At 76.9% G+C, this 14,953-nt stretch carries 12 protein-coding genes and 1 pseudogene; 3 read left to right on the top strand and 10 right to left on the bottom strand.

All coding sequences use genetic code 11. The features are described from left to right. Positions 1-19 precede the first annotated feature (19 nt). On the bottom strand, positions 20-481 hold the full coding sequence (locus KPL57_RS29545; protein WP_226353972.1) for a hypothetical protein: 462 nt from the start codon (positions 479-481) through the stop codon (positions 20-22). A gap of 104 nt (positions 482-585) precedes the next feature. Between KPL57_RS29545 and KPL57_RS29550 the strand changes: the two genes are divergently transcribed. Then, the gene (locus KPL57_RS29550) at positions 586-1,332 is read left to right on the top strand and encodes a response regulator transcription factor (protein WP_226353973.1); all 747 of its coding nucleotides are present in this window, start codon (positions 586-588) and stop codon (positions 1,330-1,332) included. Further along, on the top strand, positions 1,332-2,609 hold the full coding sequence (locus KPL57_RS29555) for a HAMP domain-containing sensor histidine kinase (RefSeq protein WP_226353974.1): 1,278 nt from the start codon (positions 1,332-1,334) through the stop codon (positions 2,607-2,609). The genes KPL57_RS29550 and KPL57_RS29555 overlap by 1 nt, the downstream gene beginning before the upstream one ends. Positions 2,610-2,634: 25 nt before the next feature. Here KPL57_RS29555 and KPL57_RS29560 read toward each other — a convergent pair whose 3' ends face one another. From KPL57_RS29560 to KPL57_RS29585, 6 genes and pseudogenes are all read right to left on the bottom strand, one after another. Continuing rightward, positions 2,635-2,931, bottom strand: a complete 297-nt coding sequence (locus KPL57_RS29560) for a hypothetical protein (protein ID WP_226353975.1) — start codon at positions 2,929-2,931, stop codon at positions 2,635-2,637. Further along, positions 2,931-3,812, bottom strand: a complete 882-nt coding sequence (locus tag KPL57_RS29565) for a polysaccharide deacetylase (protein ID WP_226353976.1) — start codon at positions 3,810-3,812, stop codon at positions 2,931-2,933. The genes KPL57_RS29560 and KPL57_RS29565 overlap by 1 nt, the downstream gene beginning before the upstream one ends. A gap of 120 nt (positions 3,813-3,932) precedes the next feature. Then, the gene (locus tag KPL57_RS29570) at positions 3,933-4,928 is read right to left on the bottom strand and encodes a hypothetical protein (protein WP_226353977.1); all 996 of its coding nucleotides are present in this window, start codon (positions 4,926-4,928) and stop codon (positions 3,933-3,935) included. After that, positions 4,925-9,406, bottom strand: a complete 4,482-nt coding sequence (locus KPL57_RS29575; protein WP_226353978.1) for a hypothetical protein — start codon at positions 9,404-9,406, stop codon at positions 4,925-4,927. Before KPL57_RS29575 ends, KPL57_RS29570 begins: the two co-directional genes overlap by 4 nt. A 496-nt stretch (positions 9,407-9,902) precedes the next feature. Next, positions 9,903-10,640: pseudogene (locus KPL57_RS29580) on the bottom strand (hypothetical protein); the annotation flags it as partial. Then, positions 10,637-12,097, bottom strand: coding sequence for a hypothetical protein (locus KPL57_RS29585; RefSeq protein WP_073576609.1), 1,461 nt, complete (start codon positions 12,095-12,097; stop codon positions 10,637-10,639). The pseudogene KPL57_RS29580 and the gene KPL57_RS29585, both read right to left, overlap by 4 nt. Positions 12,098-12,245: 148 nt before the next feature. Here KPL57_RS29585 and KPL57_RS67520 point away from each other — a divergent pair, with 148 nt between their 5' ends. After that, a complete protein-coding gene (locus tag KPL57_RS67520) occupies positions 12,246-12,722 on the top strand; it encodes a PepSY domain-containing protein (protein ID WP_308253050.1) in 477 nt (158 codons plus the stop codon). A gap of 26 nt (positions 12,723-12,748) precedes the next feature. On the opposite strand, the gene KPL57_RS29595 is transcribed toward KPL57_RS67520, so the two are convergent. The 3 genes from KPL57_RS29595 to KPL57_RS29605 form a co-directional block, all read right to left on the bottom strand. Continuing rightward, a complete protein-coding gene (locus KPL57_RS29595) occupies positions 12,749-13,057 on the bottom strand; it encodes a hypothetical protein (RefSeq protein ID WP_226353979.1) in 309 nt (102 codons plus the stop codon). Further along, positions 13,054-14,070: a P1 family peptidase gene (locus KPL57_RS29600; protein WP_226353980.1), complete on the bottom strand. Its 1,017-nt coding sequence runs from the start codon at positions 14,068-14,070 to the stop codon at positions 13,054-13,056. The genes KPL57_RS29595 and KPL57_RS29600 overlap by 4 nt, the downstream gene beginning before the upstream one ends. A gap of 76 nt (positions 14,071-14,146) precedes the next feature. Continuing rightward, positions 14,147-14,875, bottom strand: coding sequence for an SRPBCC family protein (locus KPL57_RS29605; protein ID WP_374203811.1), 729 nt, complete (start codon positions 14,873-14,875; stop codon positions 14,147-14,149). Positions 14,876-14,953: the final 78 nt, after the last annotated feature.

Here is a 14,953-nt window from a genome sequence, read left to right on the forward strand (position 1 = left end):
GGCACGGTCCCCGAGGGGATCAGTCCTCGGGGACGGTCGCGACCCGGCCGGTCGGCACCCCACCGGCGCAGCCCAGCGTGACCCGGACGTCCGGGACGTCGTCGCCGTCGAAGACGACCTCGGCCGGGCCGATGTCCTTGTCGTCCTCGCGCTCCCAGCCCTGCGCGGGGTTGACCGACACGATCCGCGGGGTCGCGCCGTCGCAGCGGACCAGGACGTTCCCCGCCGACCCGGCCTGCACCACCGCGGGCGGGGCGGCGGCGGGTGCCGTCGTCGGGACGGGCGCGGGTGCCGGTGGCGCGGCGGTGGCGGCCTGCTGGGCCAGGCGGGCGTCCACCTGCTCGGCGCTGAGCGGCTGCGTCTGCGTGCCCGCGAGGTCGCTGCCGATGCTCCCGACGGCCGTCAGGCCCAGGAGCAGGGCACCGGCGGCCGCGGCGGTCCAGAGCGCGATCTGCAGGACGGGGCGCGTCGGTCGTTCCACGCGCACAGCATGCCCCGGACCCCGGTTAACGGATCCCTAAACGGGACACAAGCGACGGCTGTGCCCCACCGCGGGCGGGGTCGCGGCGGATAGGTTCTCCCTCCGTGGCCCAGATCCTGATCGTCGAGGACGACCCCGGCATCCGCGGTGCGCTCATCCGCGGGCTGACCGAGCGGGGGCACGCCGTAGACTCCGCACCGACCGCGATGGCCGGGCTGGAGCACGCCGTCGGGAAGCGGCCCGACCTCGTGGTGCTCGACCTCGGCCTGCCCGACATGGACGGCACCACCATGCTGCGGATGCTGCGCGGCGCCAGCACGGTGCCGGTGATCGTCGCGACCGCCCGCGACGACGAGACCGAGATCGTCTCCGTGCTCGACGCGGGCGCCGACGACTACCTGGTCAAGCCGTTCGCCGCCGCCCAGCTCGACGCCCGGATCCGGGCGGTGCTGCGCCGGCTCGGCGACGGGGCGGCCGACCCGACGGTCGTCGTCGGCGGGCTGTCGGTGGACCCGCGTTCGCGGCGCGCGGTGCTCGACGGCGCCGAGCTGGAGCTGACGCCGCGCGAGTTCGACCTGCTGCACCACCTCGCCGCCCGCGCCGACCAGGTCGTCAGCAAGCGGGAGCTGGTGACCGAGGTCTGGCAGCAGCCCTACGGCGGCGCCGACAAGACCGTCGACGTGCACCTGTCGTGGCTGCGCCGCAAGCTCGGCGAGACCGCGCAGGCCCCGCGCTACCTGCACTCGGTGCGCGGCGTCGGGGTCCGGCTGTCCGCGCCGTCCGCGCCGTCCGCGCCGTCCGCGCCGTCGGCGACGCCCGCGCCGCCGGGGACCGGGCCGGGCACCGCCTGATGCGACGGCGCATCCTCGTCCTCGTCGGGGCGACCGTGCTGCTGGTGCTGGTCGCGTTCGCGGTCCCGCTCGCGACGCTGATCCGCTCCGTCGCGGAGAGCTCGGCGGTGTCCGCGGCGACCGTCCAGGCCCAGGTGCTGACCCCGGCCGTCGCGGGCGGGGACCGGTCGGTGCTGGTCCCCGCCGTCCAGAACGCCGACGGCCGCGACGCCTCCGACGTCTCGGTGTTCCTGCCCGACGGCACCGTGCTCGGCGCGCCCGCACCGCGCAGCCCGGTGGTCCGCCTGGGACTGCTCGGGACGAGCGCGTCGACCGAGGCGGCCGGCGGGCGCGAGCTGGTGTTCGCGGTGACCGGCGCCGCGGGCGGCAACGCCGCGATCCGCGTGTTCGTCCCCGACGCCGAGCTCACCCGCGGGGTGACCCGCTCCTGGCTGCTGCTGGGCGGGCTGTCGCTGGTGCTGCTCGCCGGCGGGCTGCTGCTCGCGGACCGGCTGGCCCGCACCCTCGTCGACGCCACCACCGACCTGTCCGGGGTGTCGGAGCGGCTCGCGGCCGGGGACTTGTCCGCGCGCGCCGACGCCGGCGCCCCGGCCGAGCTCGGTGTCGTCGCGGGCGCGCTGAACGGGCTGGCCGGGCGGATCTCGGAGCTGCTGCGCGAGGAGCGGGAGAACGTCGCGGACCTGGCGCACCGGGTCCGCACCCCGCTGACCGCCCTGCAGCTCGACGCCGAGGCCCTGCGCGACCCGGACGAGTCCGCACGGCTGTCGGCCGGGGTCGACGGCGTCCGGCGCGCGGTCACCGGCGCGATCGAGCAGGCCCGGCGACGCGGCGGCACGACCCGCAGCGCGGACGCGGCGGCCGTCGTCCGGGAGCGGGTGGAGTTCTGGCGGGTGCTGGCCGAGGACACCGACCGCTCGGTGACCCTGCACCTGGCCGACGGCCCGCTGCCCGTGGCCTGCGCACCCGGCGACCTGGAGGCGTGTGTGGACGCGCTGCTGGGCAACGTCTTCGCACACACCCCGGACGGCACGGCCTTCGGCGTGGAGCTGTCGGCCCGGACCGGCGGGGGCGCCCGGGTCGTCGTGCACGACGACGGCCCGGGGCTGCCGCCCGGGACCGACCCCACCTCCCGCGGGGTCAGCGGCGGCGGCTCGACGGGGCTGGGCCTCGACATCGCCCGGCGCACCGCCGACCAGGGCGGCGGGTCGCTGACGGTGGACTCCCCCGCCGGGGGCGGGCTGCGGGTCGAGCTGGAGCTGGGGCCACCGGCGGGCTGAGCCCGGCCGCTCGGGGCCTCCGCCCTCACCGGACCGCGGCGGCCGCGGCCAGCAGGGCGTCGCGCACCGCGGCGCGGTCACCCGCGTGCAGCGCGTCCACCAGCTGTCCGAGGGTCCGCGCGACCGTGCCGCGCCCGGTCGGCGCGGTCACCGTCCATCCCCCGGGCACCGCCCGCACGCGGACCCCGCCACCCGGCCCGGGACCGTCGGCGGCCGGGGCCCGCACCAGCCGGGTCGCCGCCGCGGCGACGGCGGCCCGCCGCCGGGGCCCCGCGACGAGTGCGCCGTCCGGGTCGTGCGGACGCCCGCAGGCCCCGCACATCAGCGGCGCGGGTGCCGGGTGAGGAAGTCCCGGGCGATGCCGTCGAAGGTGGACCAGCGCACCCCGTCGTGGCCGGAGATGTGCTCGATCAGCCGTTCCAGCATGAGCAGCACCTGCGGGCGTCCCGAGACGTCCGGGTGGATCGTGATCGTGAAGACCGCGTAGTCCTGCTCGCGGTACACCCAGTCGAACTGGTCGCGCCACATCTGCTCGATGTCGCGCGGGTTCACGAAGCCGTGCGAGTTCGGGCTGGACTTGATGAACATCATCGGCGGCAGGTCGTCGAGGTACCAGGACGCGGGGATCTCGACCAGGTCGGTCTCCTCCCCGCGGACGAGGGGCTTCATCCACTCGCGGGCGGGCCGGTCGTAGTCGATCGGGGTCCAGGAGTCGCCGACGCGGACGTAGTACGGCTCGAAGTCGCGGTGCATCAGCGAGTGGTCGTAGGTGATGCCGCGTTCGAGGAGCAGCTCGTTGGTGACCCGGGAGAACTCCCACCACGGCGCGACGTAGCCGGTCGGGCGGGCCCCGGCCCGGTCGGTGATCAGCCCGATGCAGTGGTCGAGGATGTCGGACTCCTGCTCCCGGCTCATCGCGATCGGGTTCTCGTGGGAGTAGCCGTGCACACCAATCTCGTGCCCGGCCGCGACGACCGCGTCGAACTGCTCCGGGAACGTCTCGATCGAGTGCCCGGGCCAGAACCAGGTCGACGGCAGGTCGTAGCGGGCGAGCAGCCGGTTCAGCCGCGGGACGCCGACCTCCCCGGCGAACACGCCGCGCGAGATGTCCCCCGGCGAGTCCTCACCGCCGTAGGACCCGAGCCAGCCGCCGACCGCGTCGACGTCGATCCCGAACGCCACGAAGATCTCTTTACCGGCCACGTCCGCACCTCCGCACCCGCGCCGCCCGGTCGGCGGCGACACCCGATGCGACCACGGTCACACCGTCGGCGCAGATCCTGAGGTGGCGTTGGGAACCGCTGATCCGGACCGGGTGGGCCCTCAGGCCGGGGTGAGCCCGTCGCGCCAGTCCGGGTCACCGGCCAGCACCGTGACCCCGACGGCCTCCTGGGCCAGCCGCGCCCCGGCGGCGAACAGGTCACGGACGGGACCGCGCAGCCGGGCGTCGAGCCACTCGACGTCGCTGTGGTCCACCGTTCGCGACGACGCCGGACGCCCGTGCCGCAGCAGCGCCCGGTACAGCCCGGTCGCGGGCCGCACCGGCGGCAGGCCGTGCGCCTCGGCGAGGTCGGAGGCGGCACGTGGGATCCGCAGCCCGGCGGCGTCGAGGTCGCCGAAGTAGCGGACCGCCGCGGGCGGGTCGTCGCGCAGGGCGAGCACCGACGCGGTGAACGCGTTCCCCGCGCCCCAGGCGAGGCCACCGACCGGGCCGGGGTCGGGCGCCAGGGCGCGGCGCAGCGAGTCCAGGGTGTCGGCGTTCCCGACGACGAGCAGCACCGGCCCGTCGCCGGGCAGGCGGTCGCGGTGCAGCGGCGGGACGACCCGGCGGGCCCGCAGGACCTCCGGGGTCAGCCCGCCGGGCAGCGGGCCGTCGAAGGCCTTCTCGTCGCCGGTGATCTCCAGCGCGCGCTCGCGCAGCGGGACCTCGGCCGCGCGGGACGCGTGGGCGAACAGCCAGTCGTTGACCTGCAGCAGCACCCGCGACGGCCGTCGCAGGTCCGCGGCCCCCGACAGCGCGGGATGCCACGGGCCCCGGTCGGCCGTGGCCGGGGCGACGTCCGCGCGCGCACGGACCAGCCGTACCGAGTTCGGCAGCGGCGGCACCCCGTCGTCGGTCCGGTCGGTCGGCTCCAGCACGCCCGCGGCGGCCAGCTCGGCCAGGACCCCGGCGAGGTTCCGCCGGGCGTCGACGCTTCCGGCCATCGTGGGGTCCGCCTGCAGGAACGCCGCTCGCACCGCCGAGCGCGGGATCCGGGTCCGCCCGGAGGCCGCCAGCAGCTCGGCGAGCCGCTCCGCGACGGGCCCGGGCGGGGTCATCCGGCCGACCCCGCGCCGTCGTCGCCGGTGCCGGCGGCCACCGCGGCCTCGGGGCGCCGGTAGACGCGGGCGGCGGTGATCCGGCCGCCGGGGGCGTCGGCGTCGGGCACCGACCGGGTGACCCGCTCGTCGACGGACAGGTACTTGCGTCCGGCGCGCAGGTCGGCGTCGTTGCGCAGCCGCACGAGCAGCGGGAACGACGACAGCGCGCCCGCGTCGAACAGCCCGGTCGTGTAGACCAGCTGCACGCCGAGGGCCTGCGCGACGCCGAACTGCAGCTCCAGCAGGTACCCCGCCGACGCGCGCCCGATCGGGTTGTCGAGGAACAGCACGCCCGCGTGCGCCCGCCTGCCCTGCCCGCGCTGGTGCGCCCGCAGCGCCGCCATCGTGCAGTACAGGACGATCGCCGCGGTCAGCTGCTGCCCGCCGGAGAACACGTCCTTGATCGCGGAGACGCGCAGCCGCTCGGTGCGCAGCACGGCGTCGGGCTTGAGCATCTCGACCCGGACGCCCTTCGGCATCGCCGCCCGGACCCCGCGCAGCAGCATGGACATGCCGTCGCGCCGGTCCTTCGCCTTGCCGCCCGCCATGCCGGTGGCGGTGCGGTCGACGACGGCGCCGAGCTCGTGGCGCAGCGCCGCGTCGGGCAGCTCCTCGAACCGGATCCGCAGGAACTGCTGGCCCGACCAGTCGCCGAGGCCCTCGGGCAGCTGGGACAGCCGCTGCGCGAGGCGCACCGTGCGCAGCGCCTCGCCGACCATCCCGGACAGCCGGGTGACGATCCCGGAGCGGTGCCGCTCGATGTTGCCGAGGTCGTCGTCGAGGGAGCGCAGCCGCGGGCGCAGCGCGGCGATCCACTCCGCGGCGAGGCCGGGCATCTCCGACCGGTCGACGCCGCCGATGTGGCGGTGCACCGGGGAGCTCAGGGTCGCGAACCGCGGGTCCTGGGCGAAGCGGGCGACGGCGTCGACCCCCTCGCGGACCTTCTTCTCGGCCCGCGTCCGCTCCCCCGCCGCGTCGCGGACGGCGTTCTGGTGGCGCTTGAGCGCGGCCTGGGCGGCCTCGACGTCACCGTCGAACGGCACCCCGGCCGGCTCGGGCGTCTCGTCCAGCGAGGACACGACCAGCCCGAACCCACGGGCGAGGTCGGTGGCGGTGCGGTGGGCGTCCTCGGCGTCGGTCCGGGCCCGACGACGGCGTTCCAGGTCCTTGCCCGCCGCGTCCAGGTCGGCCGTGGCGCGGGCGACCAGCTCACGGCCGTGCTCGGCGTCGCGGGGCGGGTCGTAGGGGTCGATCGGCCGCTCGCCGCCGGTGAACCGCTCCAGCTCGCGGCGGGCGACGGCCAGCTCGGTCGCGGCGTCGGCGCGGCGGCTCTCGGCCTCGTCGTAGGCGGTCCGGGCCTGGTCGGCGGCGGCGCGGCGGCTGGCGGCGTCGGCACCGTCGGGGGTGTGCAGGAACGCCGTCGCGGCCTCGACGACGGTGCGCGGCAGCCCGTCGACGGCGACCCGCCGCTCCCGCGCGTCGGCCTCGGCCCGCTCCAGCGCACCGTGCAGGTCGGTGTCGACGGAGGCCGAGGCGTAGGCGTCGCGGGCCCGCTGGAACTCCTCGCGCAGCTCGGCCAGCGACCCCTCGGGGGTCCCCTCCGGCTCCCCGTCCTGCCCGCCGACCTCGTCGGTGGAGACCGGGAGGGCCGCGGCCTCGTCGCGCAGGGTCGTGCCGATGCCGCGCTGCCGGTCGCGCGTCTGCTGGGCGTCGGCGGCCTCGCGACCGGCACGGTCGGCGGTGGTCCCGGCGGCGTCGGCCTCCTCGCGGGCCCGCGCGGCGTCGGCCTCCCCGGTGCGCATCCGCTCCTCGTGCGTCGCCCGGCGGGCGAGCTCGGTGCGCAGCGCGGCCAGCGCGTCCGCCCGGCGACGCGTGTCCCCGGCGGTCCGCTCCAGACCCGGCCGGTCGACGGTGAGCCGGTCGGCGCGCTCGTCGAGGTCCTCGACCTCGGCACGGGTCGCCTCGTGCTCGGCGACGGCGGCGGCCCGCGTGGTCTCCGCGGCCTCGGCGGCCCCGGTCAGGTCGGCGAGGGTGGGACGACGGTCGCGCAGCGCGGCGAACCGGTCCCGCAGCCTGCGGTCGTCGTCGAGGACGGTCTCCAGCTCGGCGAGCCGGGCGGCGCGCTCGGTGGTCTCGGCGACGAGCCGGACCCGGACCTGCTCGGCGGCCTCCTCGTCGTGCAGGGCCGGGTTGGGCGGCACGACGAAGTCGATCCCGGGCGCCGCGTCGGCGTCGGCGCGCAGCGCGGCGGTGGTGCCGACCGCGACCAGGCAGGCCGGCAGCAGCCGCGCCGCGTCCAGCTCGGCGCGGGCCCGCTCGGCGTCGCGCGCGTCGTTGAGCAGCACCCCGCCCGCCAGGTGCGGCAGCCGCGCCAGCACGGTCTCCCGGTCGGGGGCGGGCAGCTTCGCCAGGTAGCGACGGCCGGACCAGGCGGTGATCCCGGCCGCCTCCAGCGCCGCGAGGACGTCCTCGATCTCCGTCGGGTCGGGCAGCAGGCCGCCGTCACCGAGCGCGGCGAGCGCACGTTCGTCGCGGCGCTGGTCGCCGTGCAGGGTCGTCCGCTCCCGCTCGGCGCCGCGGATCGCGGTGGTCAGGGTGTCGACGACGAGGCCCGCGTCGGTGTCCGGGCGGATCTCGTCGAGCCCGAGCAGCTCCGCGGGCCGGACCTCCCCGGCGAGCGCGACGGCGTCGGCCTCCGCGGCGGAGCGCGCGGCCTCGGCGGTCGCGGCGTCGGCGCGGGCGGCGGCCGCCGCGTCCTGGGCGGCGGTGCGGCGGGCCTCGGCGGCCCGTCGCTCCTCGCGGATCGTGGCGGCCGCGGTGTCGGCGTCGGCGAGCGCGGTGGCGCACCGCTCCGCCTCGGTCCGGGCGGCGGCCGCGGAGTCCTCGACGTCGGCGGCGGTCGAGCCCGCCTTCAGGTGCCCGGCGGAGACGGCGGCGGCGACCCGGGTGTCGAGGTCGTCGAGGGCCTCCCGGGCGGTGGTGGCGGCGCTCTCGGCGCGGGCGGCGTCGGCGGTGCGGGTGACCTGCTCGCGACGGGCGGCCGCCGCGCGCTCCTCGGCGTCGGCGCGGTGTTCCTCCGCCGCGTCGGCGGCGGCGTCGGCCTCCGCGGCGACCCGGGCCAGCGCGACCGCGAGCGCGCGGGCGGCGTCCTGCCGGGCGGCGAGCGCGGGCCGGGCCTTCTGCTCCTCCTCCTCGACGCGGGCGCGCAGCCGCGCGGCCTCGGCGGCGGCGACGCGGTGCGCCAGGACCGGTTCGACGGCGTCGCGGGCCATCGAGACGGCCGACGCGGCGTCGCGCTCGCGGGTCGCCTCGGCCGCGGTCCGCTCGGCGGCCTCGACGGCGAGCCCCGCGGTGAGTCTGCGCAGCTCACCGACGGTGTCCTGCAGCCGCTCCGCGGCCCGGGCCGCGGACTGCTCGGCCTCGACCGCACCGGTGGCCTCCTCGGCGGCGGTCACCGAGCGGGCCTCCTCGGCGATCCGGCGGGCCGCGATCCGCGACGCGGTCGCCGCCAGCTCGGTGCGCGCGGCGGTCTCGGTGTCGCGGGCGGCGGTCGCGGTGGCCTCGGCGTCGACCATCGGCTCGAGCCGGGACAGCGTGCCGTCGACGAACTCCCGCTCGGTCTCCAGCTCCTCGCGCTGGGCGAGCCGGTCGGCGTAGCCGGCGACGAGCTCGGCGACGTTCTGCGGCTCCGCCGGGTCGAGCACCGCGCGCAGCAGGAAGTCGACGAACGCCTCGTCGGAGGAGAACGAGAACGCCTCGGCGGCCTCGCCCTCGCCGGCGTTCATCGCGCGCTGGTAGCGGAACAGCTCCGGGTCCAGCCCGACCTCGACGAGGTGACGGGTCCAGTCCCGGTGCCCGGTCTCCCAGGCGAGCTCGGCGTCCGGGTGCTCGCGGTGCGCGGTCTGCAGGCGCTCCCGGAAGGCGGCCAGGGTGACCCGGCGCCCGTCGTGGGTGAACGGCAGGTCGTCGAGGCCCATCCCGGGGACCGGCCGGAAGGAGAACCAGGCGTCGGCCAGCTTCTCCGGGTCGGTGGAGGCGACGTGCCCGCGCCACTCCGACACCTTCCCGGTGACCAGCAGCCGCCCGGTGCCGACGTGCATCCACTCGCAGACGACGTGCGCCACGTCCTCGGCCAGCACGAAGTTCTCCAGCACCGTGGTGCTGGTGGTCCCGACGACCTGGCGCCGCCCGGGCAGCAGCACCGAGAAGATCAGCTTGAGCAGGACGGACTTGCCGCCGCCGTTCTCCAGGAACAGCACCGACGCGGGCGACGGCCGGCGCGGCGTCGTGCGGTCGAGCGCGTCCGGGGCGAACAGGTCCTCCTGCACGGCGACCTTCACCGGGGCCCCGACGCCCCGCAGGTCGAGCGCGACGTCCTGGTAGCGGGCAGCGGTCGGACCGACGGAGAACAGGCGGACGCGGGTCAGCTCATACATCGCGGTCCTCCGTGGGGTGGTCGGTCGGCGGGGTGCTCGACGGGTCGGCGGCGGCCGGATCGGCCGGATTCGCACGCTCTGCACCCGCGTCGGCAGGGTGTCCTTCCTCGGCCGCGTCGCCACCCCCGGCGCTGTCCTGTGCGAATTCGCTTACCGGGTAAGCGAACTCCGCGGACGCAGCGTCATCGACAGAGCCGACAGAGCCGGTCGGGCCGCCACCCCCGGCACCGTTCCCTGCGACCTCGCCCGCCGGAGCGGTGGGCTCATCGGCCGGCCCCACCGCCGGTGCCGGATCGGGCGCCGACGACGGCCCGGCGGCCTCCCCCGAGTCCGACGGGTCGTCGAGGTCCGGGTCGCTCCCCGCCCCGGGCGTGTCCTCCGGACCAGGCCCGTCGACCGAGCCGGAGACGCCGGACGCGCCGGCAGCACCGTCGGGACCGGGCGTGCCGGGAGCACCGGAGCCCGGCGCGTCGAACACGCCGTCGTGCTCGGTCACCAGGGTCCCGGCGGCGGTCGCGGCGGGCAGGACGTTCAGGGCCAGCAGCTCGTCGAAGGCCCGCTGGGCCGCGAGCTCGCGCACCTGCACCTGGTAGCGCGGCGTCGTCCGGTAGGCGCCCTCCGCACCGACCGGGACGAGGAAGCCCTGGTCGGCGAGGAACCGCAGCGCCTTGCCGACGATCCCGCGGGTGGTGGACTCCCCGACGCGGCCGTCCTTGGTCGCGGTGGCCTCCGGGCGGCGCTGCCAGACCCGCCAGACCTCCTCGAGCTGCGGGGCGTCGGACTCGGGGTCGGGGGGACCCGCGGCACGCTCGTTCAGCACCCGGCAGGCCTCGCGGACGGCGCCGTCGACGAGCTCCACCGAGACCCGGCCGACGTAGGAGTCGTCGCCGAGGTCGTCGGGGCGGGGGAAGGCCAGCGCGGCGACGGCGAGGTGCGCGATCCCGTGCAGGACCTTGTCGGCGCCCCGGTTGGCCAGGGCGGTGCGGCGGGCGTACTCGTCCATCCGGATCTCGAACACCGAGCCCTCGGTCGCGGCGAGCACGATGCCCGGGCCGGTGTCGACGGCCAGCACGACCAGGCCCAGACCGGACGCCACGCGCTGCACGGTCGTGCGGAACTCGTCGTCCTCGCGGTAGCGCCGGACCAGGTCGGCGTAGTCGGGGTCGCGGCCGGGCAGCGCCTTGGGGCGCATGCCGTAGCCGACCAGGCGGGCCGCGGTCTCGGTGTCACTCATGTCTGCGCCGTCCGTCGGTTCGTCTGTCCGCCCTGCACCCCGGCCCGCGCCAGCAGCAGGTCCGCGCCGCCGAACTCGGGGTCGTCGAGGACCGTCCCGTCGTCGACGGCGACCAGCACCGACGGGTCGCCCTGGGTCCGTGCCGTGGCCACCGCCGTCCCGACGGCGTGCATCGCCCGCAGCGCGACCAGCTGCGGCAGGTCCGCCCCGGCCGCGCGGGCCGCCGCGAGCGCCGCGGACAGCCGCACCGGGTGCTCGACGTCGGCGGGCAGCACCGCGTCGGCGGCCGCCCACGTGTCCACCCCGAACCGCTCGCGCGGCTGCGGTGCCAGCTCCGGCTCGGGCACCTCGGCGCCGAACGGGTCACGGTCGCTCGGCGGTGTCAGCAGCGTCTCGACCAGCCCGCCCAGGCTCGGCACCGACGGGTTCCGCACGCCGGCCCCGGCACCGAAGTAGCCGGTCACCGGGTCGTGCGCCGCCTCGACGGTCAGCGCCAGCGACGGCCGCAGCAGCTGCCCGAACACGTCGACGGCGGCCCGCTTCGGCTTCCCGGAGAACTGCTGGCGGTCCTGCTCGGCGCGGAACGACGCGCCCGCCTCCTGCAACCGCGCCTGCAGCTGGGTGTGCCGCTGGATGCAGTCGTCGACGACGGTCACCAGCTCCGCGGCCTGCCTGCGGCGCCCGGGCTCGGTGGCCTCGTCACGGGCGTCGGCGATGTTCGCCTTGATCATCGTCTCGGCGCGGTAGCGGGACTCGATGTGGGTCAGCGCCTCGTCGAGCAGCTGCGGGACGGCGTCGAGCCAGTCCACCGAGCGGACGTCGCGCCGGGTCGCCTCCAGCTTGCGCCGCAACGACTCCGCGTACTGCACGGTCCGGTAGCGGGCCTGCTCGGCGGCCAGCCGGGCGTCGCCGAGACGACCGCGGACGATCAGCGTCTCCAGCTTCGTCTCGGCCGCCTCCTGGGCCGACTCGACGTCGGTGTCCAACGCCCCGACCAGCACGTTGATCGCCTCGTCCGAGGCGCGCAGGTAGATCCCGCCGTCCGGGGCGGCCACCTCGACGAGCAGCTTGAAGTCGAACCGGCGACGCACGTAGCGGCCGTCGTCGTCGGTCGTGCCGTACTCCACGGCGAACCCGCGGTCGATCGACCCCACGTTGATCAGGTTGTCGATGACCCACTGTGCGACGCGGACATACTCCGACCGCGGCGCCCCCGGCACCTGCGCGCCCACGAACGGCAGCAGCCGCCGGACGACCTCCGCGTGGTCCGCACCGTGGTCGAAGTCCATGGCCAGGGTGACCTGGTCGATCGCCTGCAGGCCGATCTCGGCCATCTGGTAGCCGGTCGCGTCCCAGTCGAGCCGCCCCTTGCGAGCGTCGAGGTCGTGCAGCGGCGCCGTGCAGGCCAGGGCCTTCAGCCGGCGCGCCACTCCCTCGTCCGGGCTGATGGTCGACACCCCGACGACTGTAGTTCGGCCGCTCCGGGCCCTAACGCCGCCTTAGGGCTCACGCAGCGCGACCTTGGGGCGGGCGGCGGCACAGTTCCCACCAGCATCCGGGTCGCACCGACCCGGACCAGCCGGAACCTCTCGGAGGAAGATCACCGTGCGTACCCCGCTCACCGTCGCCGCCGTCGCCGCCACCGGTCTCCTGCTCGTCGGCGGGGGCACCGCCCTCGCACTCGGCGCGGGTGGCGCCCCGGACGAGCTCACCGTCGTCCCGACCGGCGCCGCGATCGCACGCACCGCCGACCTGCTGCCGCCGGAGCTGCCCCGCACCGCCGCGCCCACCGCCGCGGCCACCGCGCCGGCGGCCCCCACCCCCGCCGCGCCCGCGGTCGACCGTGCCGCCGCCGAGCGCGCCGCACTGGCCGCCGCGGGCGGGGGCCGGGTCACGAAGAGCGAGTGGGAGAGCGCCGACCGGGACGACCGCGACGACGACGGCAGCGACGACCGGGACCACTGGGAGGTCGAGGTCCGGAACGGCACCACCGAGCACGACATCGACGTCGACGCCGCCACCGGCCGGGTCCTCGACCACGACGTCGACCACCACGACGGCGACGACCGGGACGACGACTGACGGCGGCGGGGCGCGGGCCGGGCCGGTCAGCCCCGGCCCGCGGTCCCGTCGGCCGCGGCCAGCACCGTCGCCCGCAGCAGCTCCCGCTCCCCGGGTGGGGCCACGGCGTCGAGCAGCTGGTCGAGGGTGTGGCAGAGCGTGTAGTAGCCGCTGAGGAACGACACGGTCCACCCGTCGCCGAACGCGCGCACGTCCACGCCCCGCACCACGTCGTTCACCGCCCGGGCCGCCGCCCGCCGCCGGGGCAGTCCCACCAGACGCACCGCGTCCGGGTCCGGCGCGGACGGCGGACGCGGGGCACGCGGGCGCCCCAGCCACGGGTTCGGCGCGCTCACGGACCCACCAGGAGCGACGAGTACGACGGCCGGTCCGGCGCCGGTTCCGCCGCGAGCAGCGCGTGCGCCACCGCCCGCGCCGTCACCTCCGCCGCAGCCGCCTGCAGCGCGAACACCCCGGCGACGTCCGGCGCGGCCCGGGTGCCCGTGGCCAGCGCGAACGCGCAGTCGCCGTCGCGGATCGTGTGCACCGGCGAGATCGACCGGGCCAGGCCGTCGTGCGCCATCGTCGCCAGCCGGGTGCAGCCGACCTTGTCCAGGGCCGCATCGGTGCCGACGACGACCAGCGTCGTCGCCGTCCCCAGCGGGTTCACGTGCCCCGCGTATAGCTCGGCGAGCCGCTCCGGCGGGGCGAGGACCGGGGCCACCCCGGCGGTGAACTCGCCCGGCAGACCGTGCCGGGCGCCGTACACCTCACCGGTGGCCGGGTCCGCGGCCGCACCGGCGGAGTTGAGCACGACCAGGGCCGCGATCGTCGTCCCGGCGGCAGAGCCCTCGGTGAGCACCGCGGACGCCGACCCGATCCCGCCGCGCAGCCCGCCGGACACCGCGCCGGTGCCCGCCCCGACCGAGCCCTGGACGACCGGGCCGGCGTGCGCGTCGTCGTAGGCGGCCGTGCCGGTCACCGCGGTCGGGCGGGCCCGGGGGTCGCCGCCGCGGCCGAGGTCGAACGCCACGGCGGCCGGCACGATCGGCACGACGGCGCCGGGCACCGGGAAGCCCTCGCCGTCGCGCTCCAGCCGGGCCATCACCCCGGAGGCGGCGTCGAGACCGAAGGCGCTGCCCCCGGACAGGGTGACGGCGTGCACCCGCTGGACCGTCGCGACCGGGTCGAGCAGGTCGGTCTCCCGGGTGCCGGGCGCGGCGCCGCGTACGTCCACGCCGGCGACCGCGCCGCCCGGCGGGGCCAGCACGACCGTCGTCCCGCTGCGGGCGCCCGGCCCGCTCACCGCCGCGTGCCCGACCCGCAGGCCCTCGACGTCGGTCAGCCCGTTCCGCTCGCCCGCTCGCACCGCTCCATCCTGCCCCGCAACGCCACGGGCCGGCACCGCGGAACGCGGTACCGGCCCGGAGGGACGTGCGGGGGACTCAGCCCTTCGCGCCGCGCAGACGCCGGATCAGCACGAACAGCAGCACCAGCGCACCCACGCCGCCCAGCACGGGCGCGAGGCGCTTGAGCACCGGGGCACCCGCCGAGTCGAGCAGGTCGATGGCCTCGACCGGGCTGCTCTGCGGCTGGTAGGTGCGCTTCACCGGGGCGGGCGCGGCCTGCTCGCCCGGCGCCGGCGGGACGGCCGGGATCGGGCTGGTCTCGTCGGCCGCGTGCTTCGGGCCCGCGCCGTTGGACGACGCGGCACCGGGGCCGGTCAGCTTGTCCGCGACGCAGTTCGAGAACTGCCCGATGATCTTGTCGGCGACGTCGGAGATGACGCCCCGGCCGAACTGCGCCGGACGACCGGTGACGGTCATGTCGGTGACCATCGTGACCGAGGTCTTGTCGGGACCGTCGGCGACCATCGTGCCGGTCACGATGGCCTTGGCGGTGCCGTTGCCGCGGGCGTCGCGGCCGGACGCGTCGATGACGACCTTGTGGTTGGCGTCGTCACGGTCGATGTAGGTGCCCTTGCCCTTGTAGGTGAGCGAGATCGGGCCGAGCTTGACCTTGACGGTGCCCTGGAACGAGTCGCCCTCGTACTCGGTCAGGGTCGCCCCGGGGAAGCACGGAGCGATGAGCTCCGGGTCGTTGAGCGCCTTCCAGGCGTCCTCGATCGGCGCCGCGATCGTGAACTTGTTCTCCAGCTGCATCTTCTCTGCCAAGCCTCCTCGAACGAACGCCGGCGCCGGTCCCGGGATGTTCTCCGGGAGCCGGCGCCGGCGTCGGTGTGTCTGTCGGGT

This window comes from Pseudonocardia sp. ICBG601 (genome assembly GCF_020496245.1).

What these genes read in the sequence shown, in the direction of transcription:
- KPL57_RS29555 (WP_226353974.1), top strand. Translation starts at nt 1,332, where the DNA reads ATGCGACGGCGCATCCTCGTCCTCGTCGGGGCGACCGTGCTGCTGGTG.
- KPL57_RS29560 (WP_226353975.1), bottom strand. Translation starts at nt 2,931, where the DNA reads ATGTGCGGGGCCTGCGGGCGTCCGCACGACCCGGACGGCGCACTCGTC.
- KPL57_RS29570 (WP_226353977.1), bottom strand. Translation starts at nt 4,928, where the DNA reads ATGACCCCGCCCGGGCCCGTCGCGGAGCGGCTCGCCGAGCTGCTGGCG.
- KPL57_RS29575 (WP_226353978.1), bottom strand. Translation starts at nt 9,406, where the DNA reads ATGTATGAGCTGACCCGCGTCCGCCTGTTCTCCGTCGGTCCGACCGCT.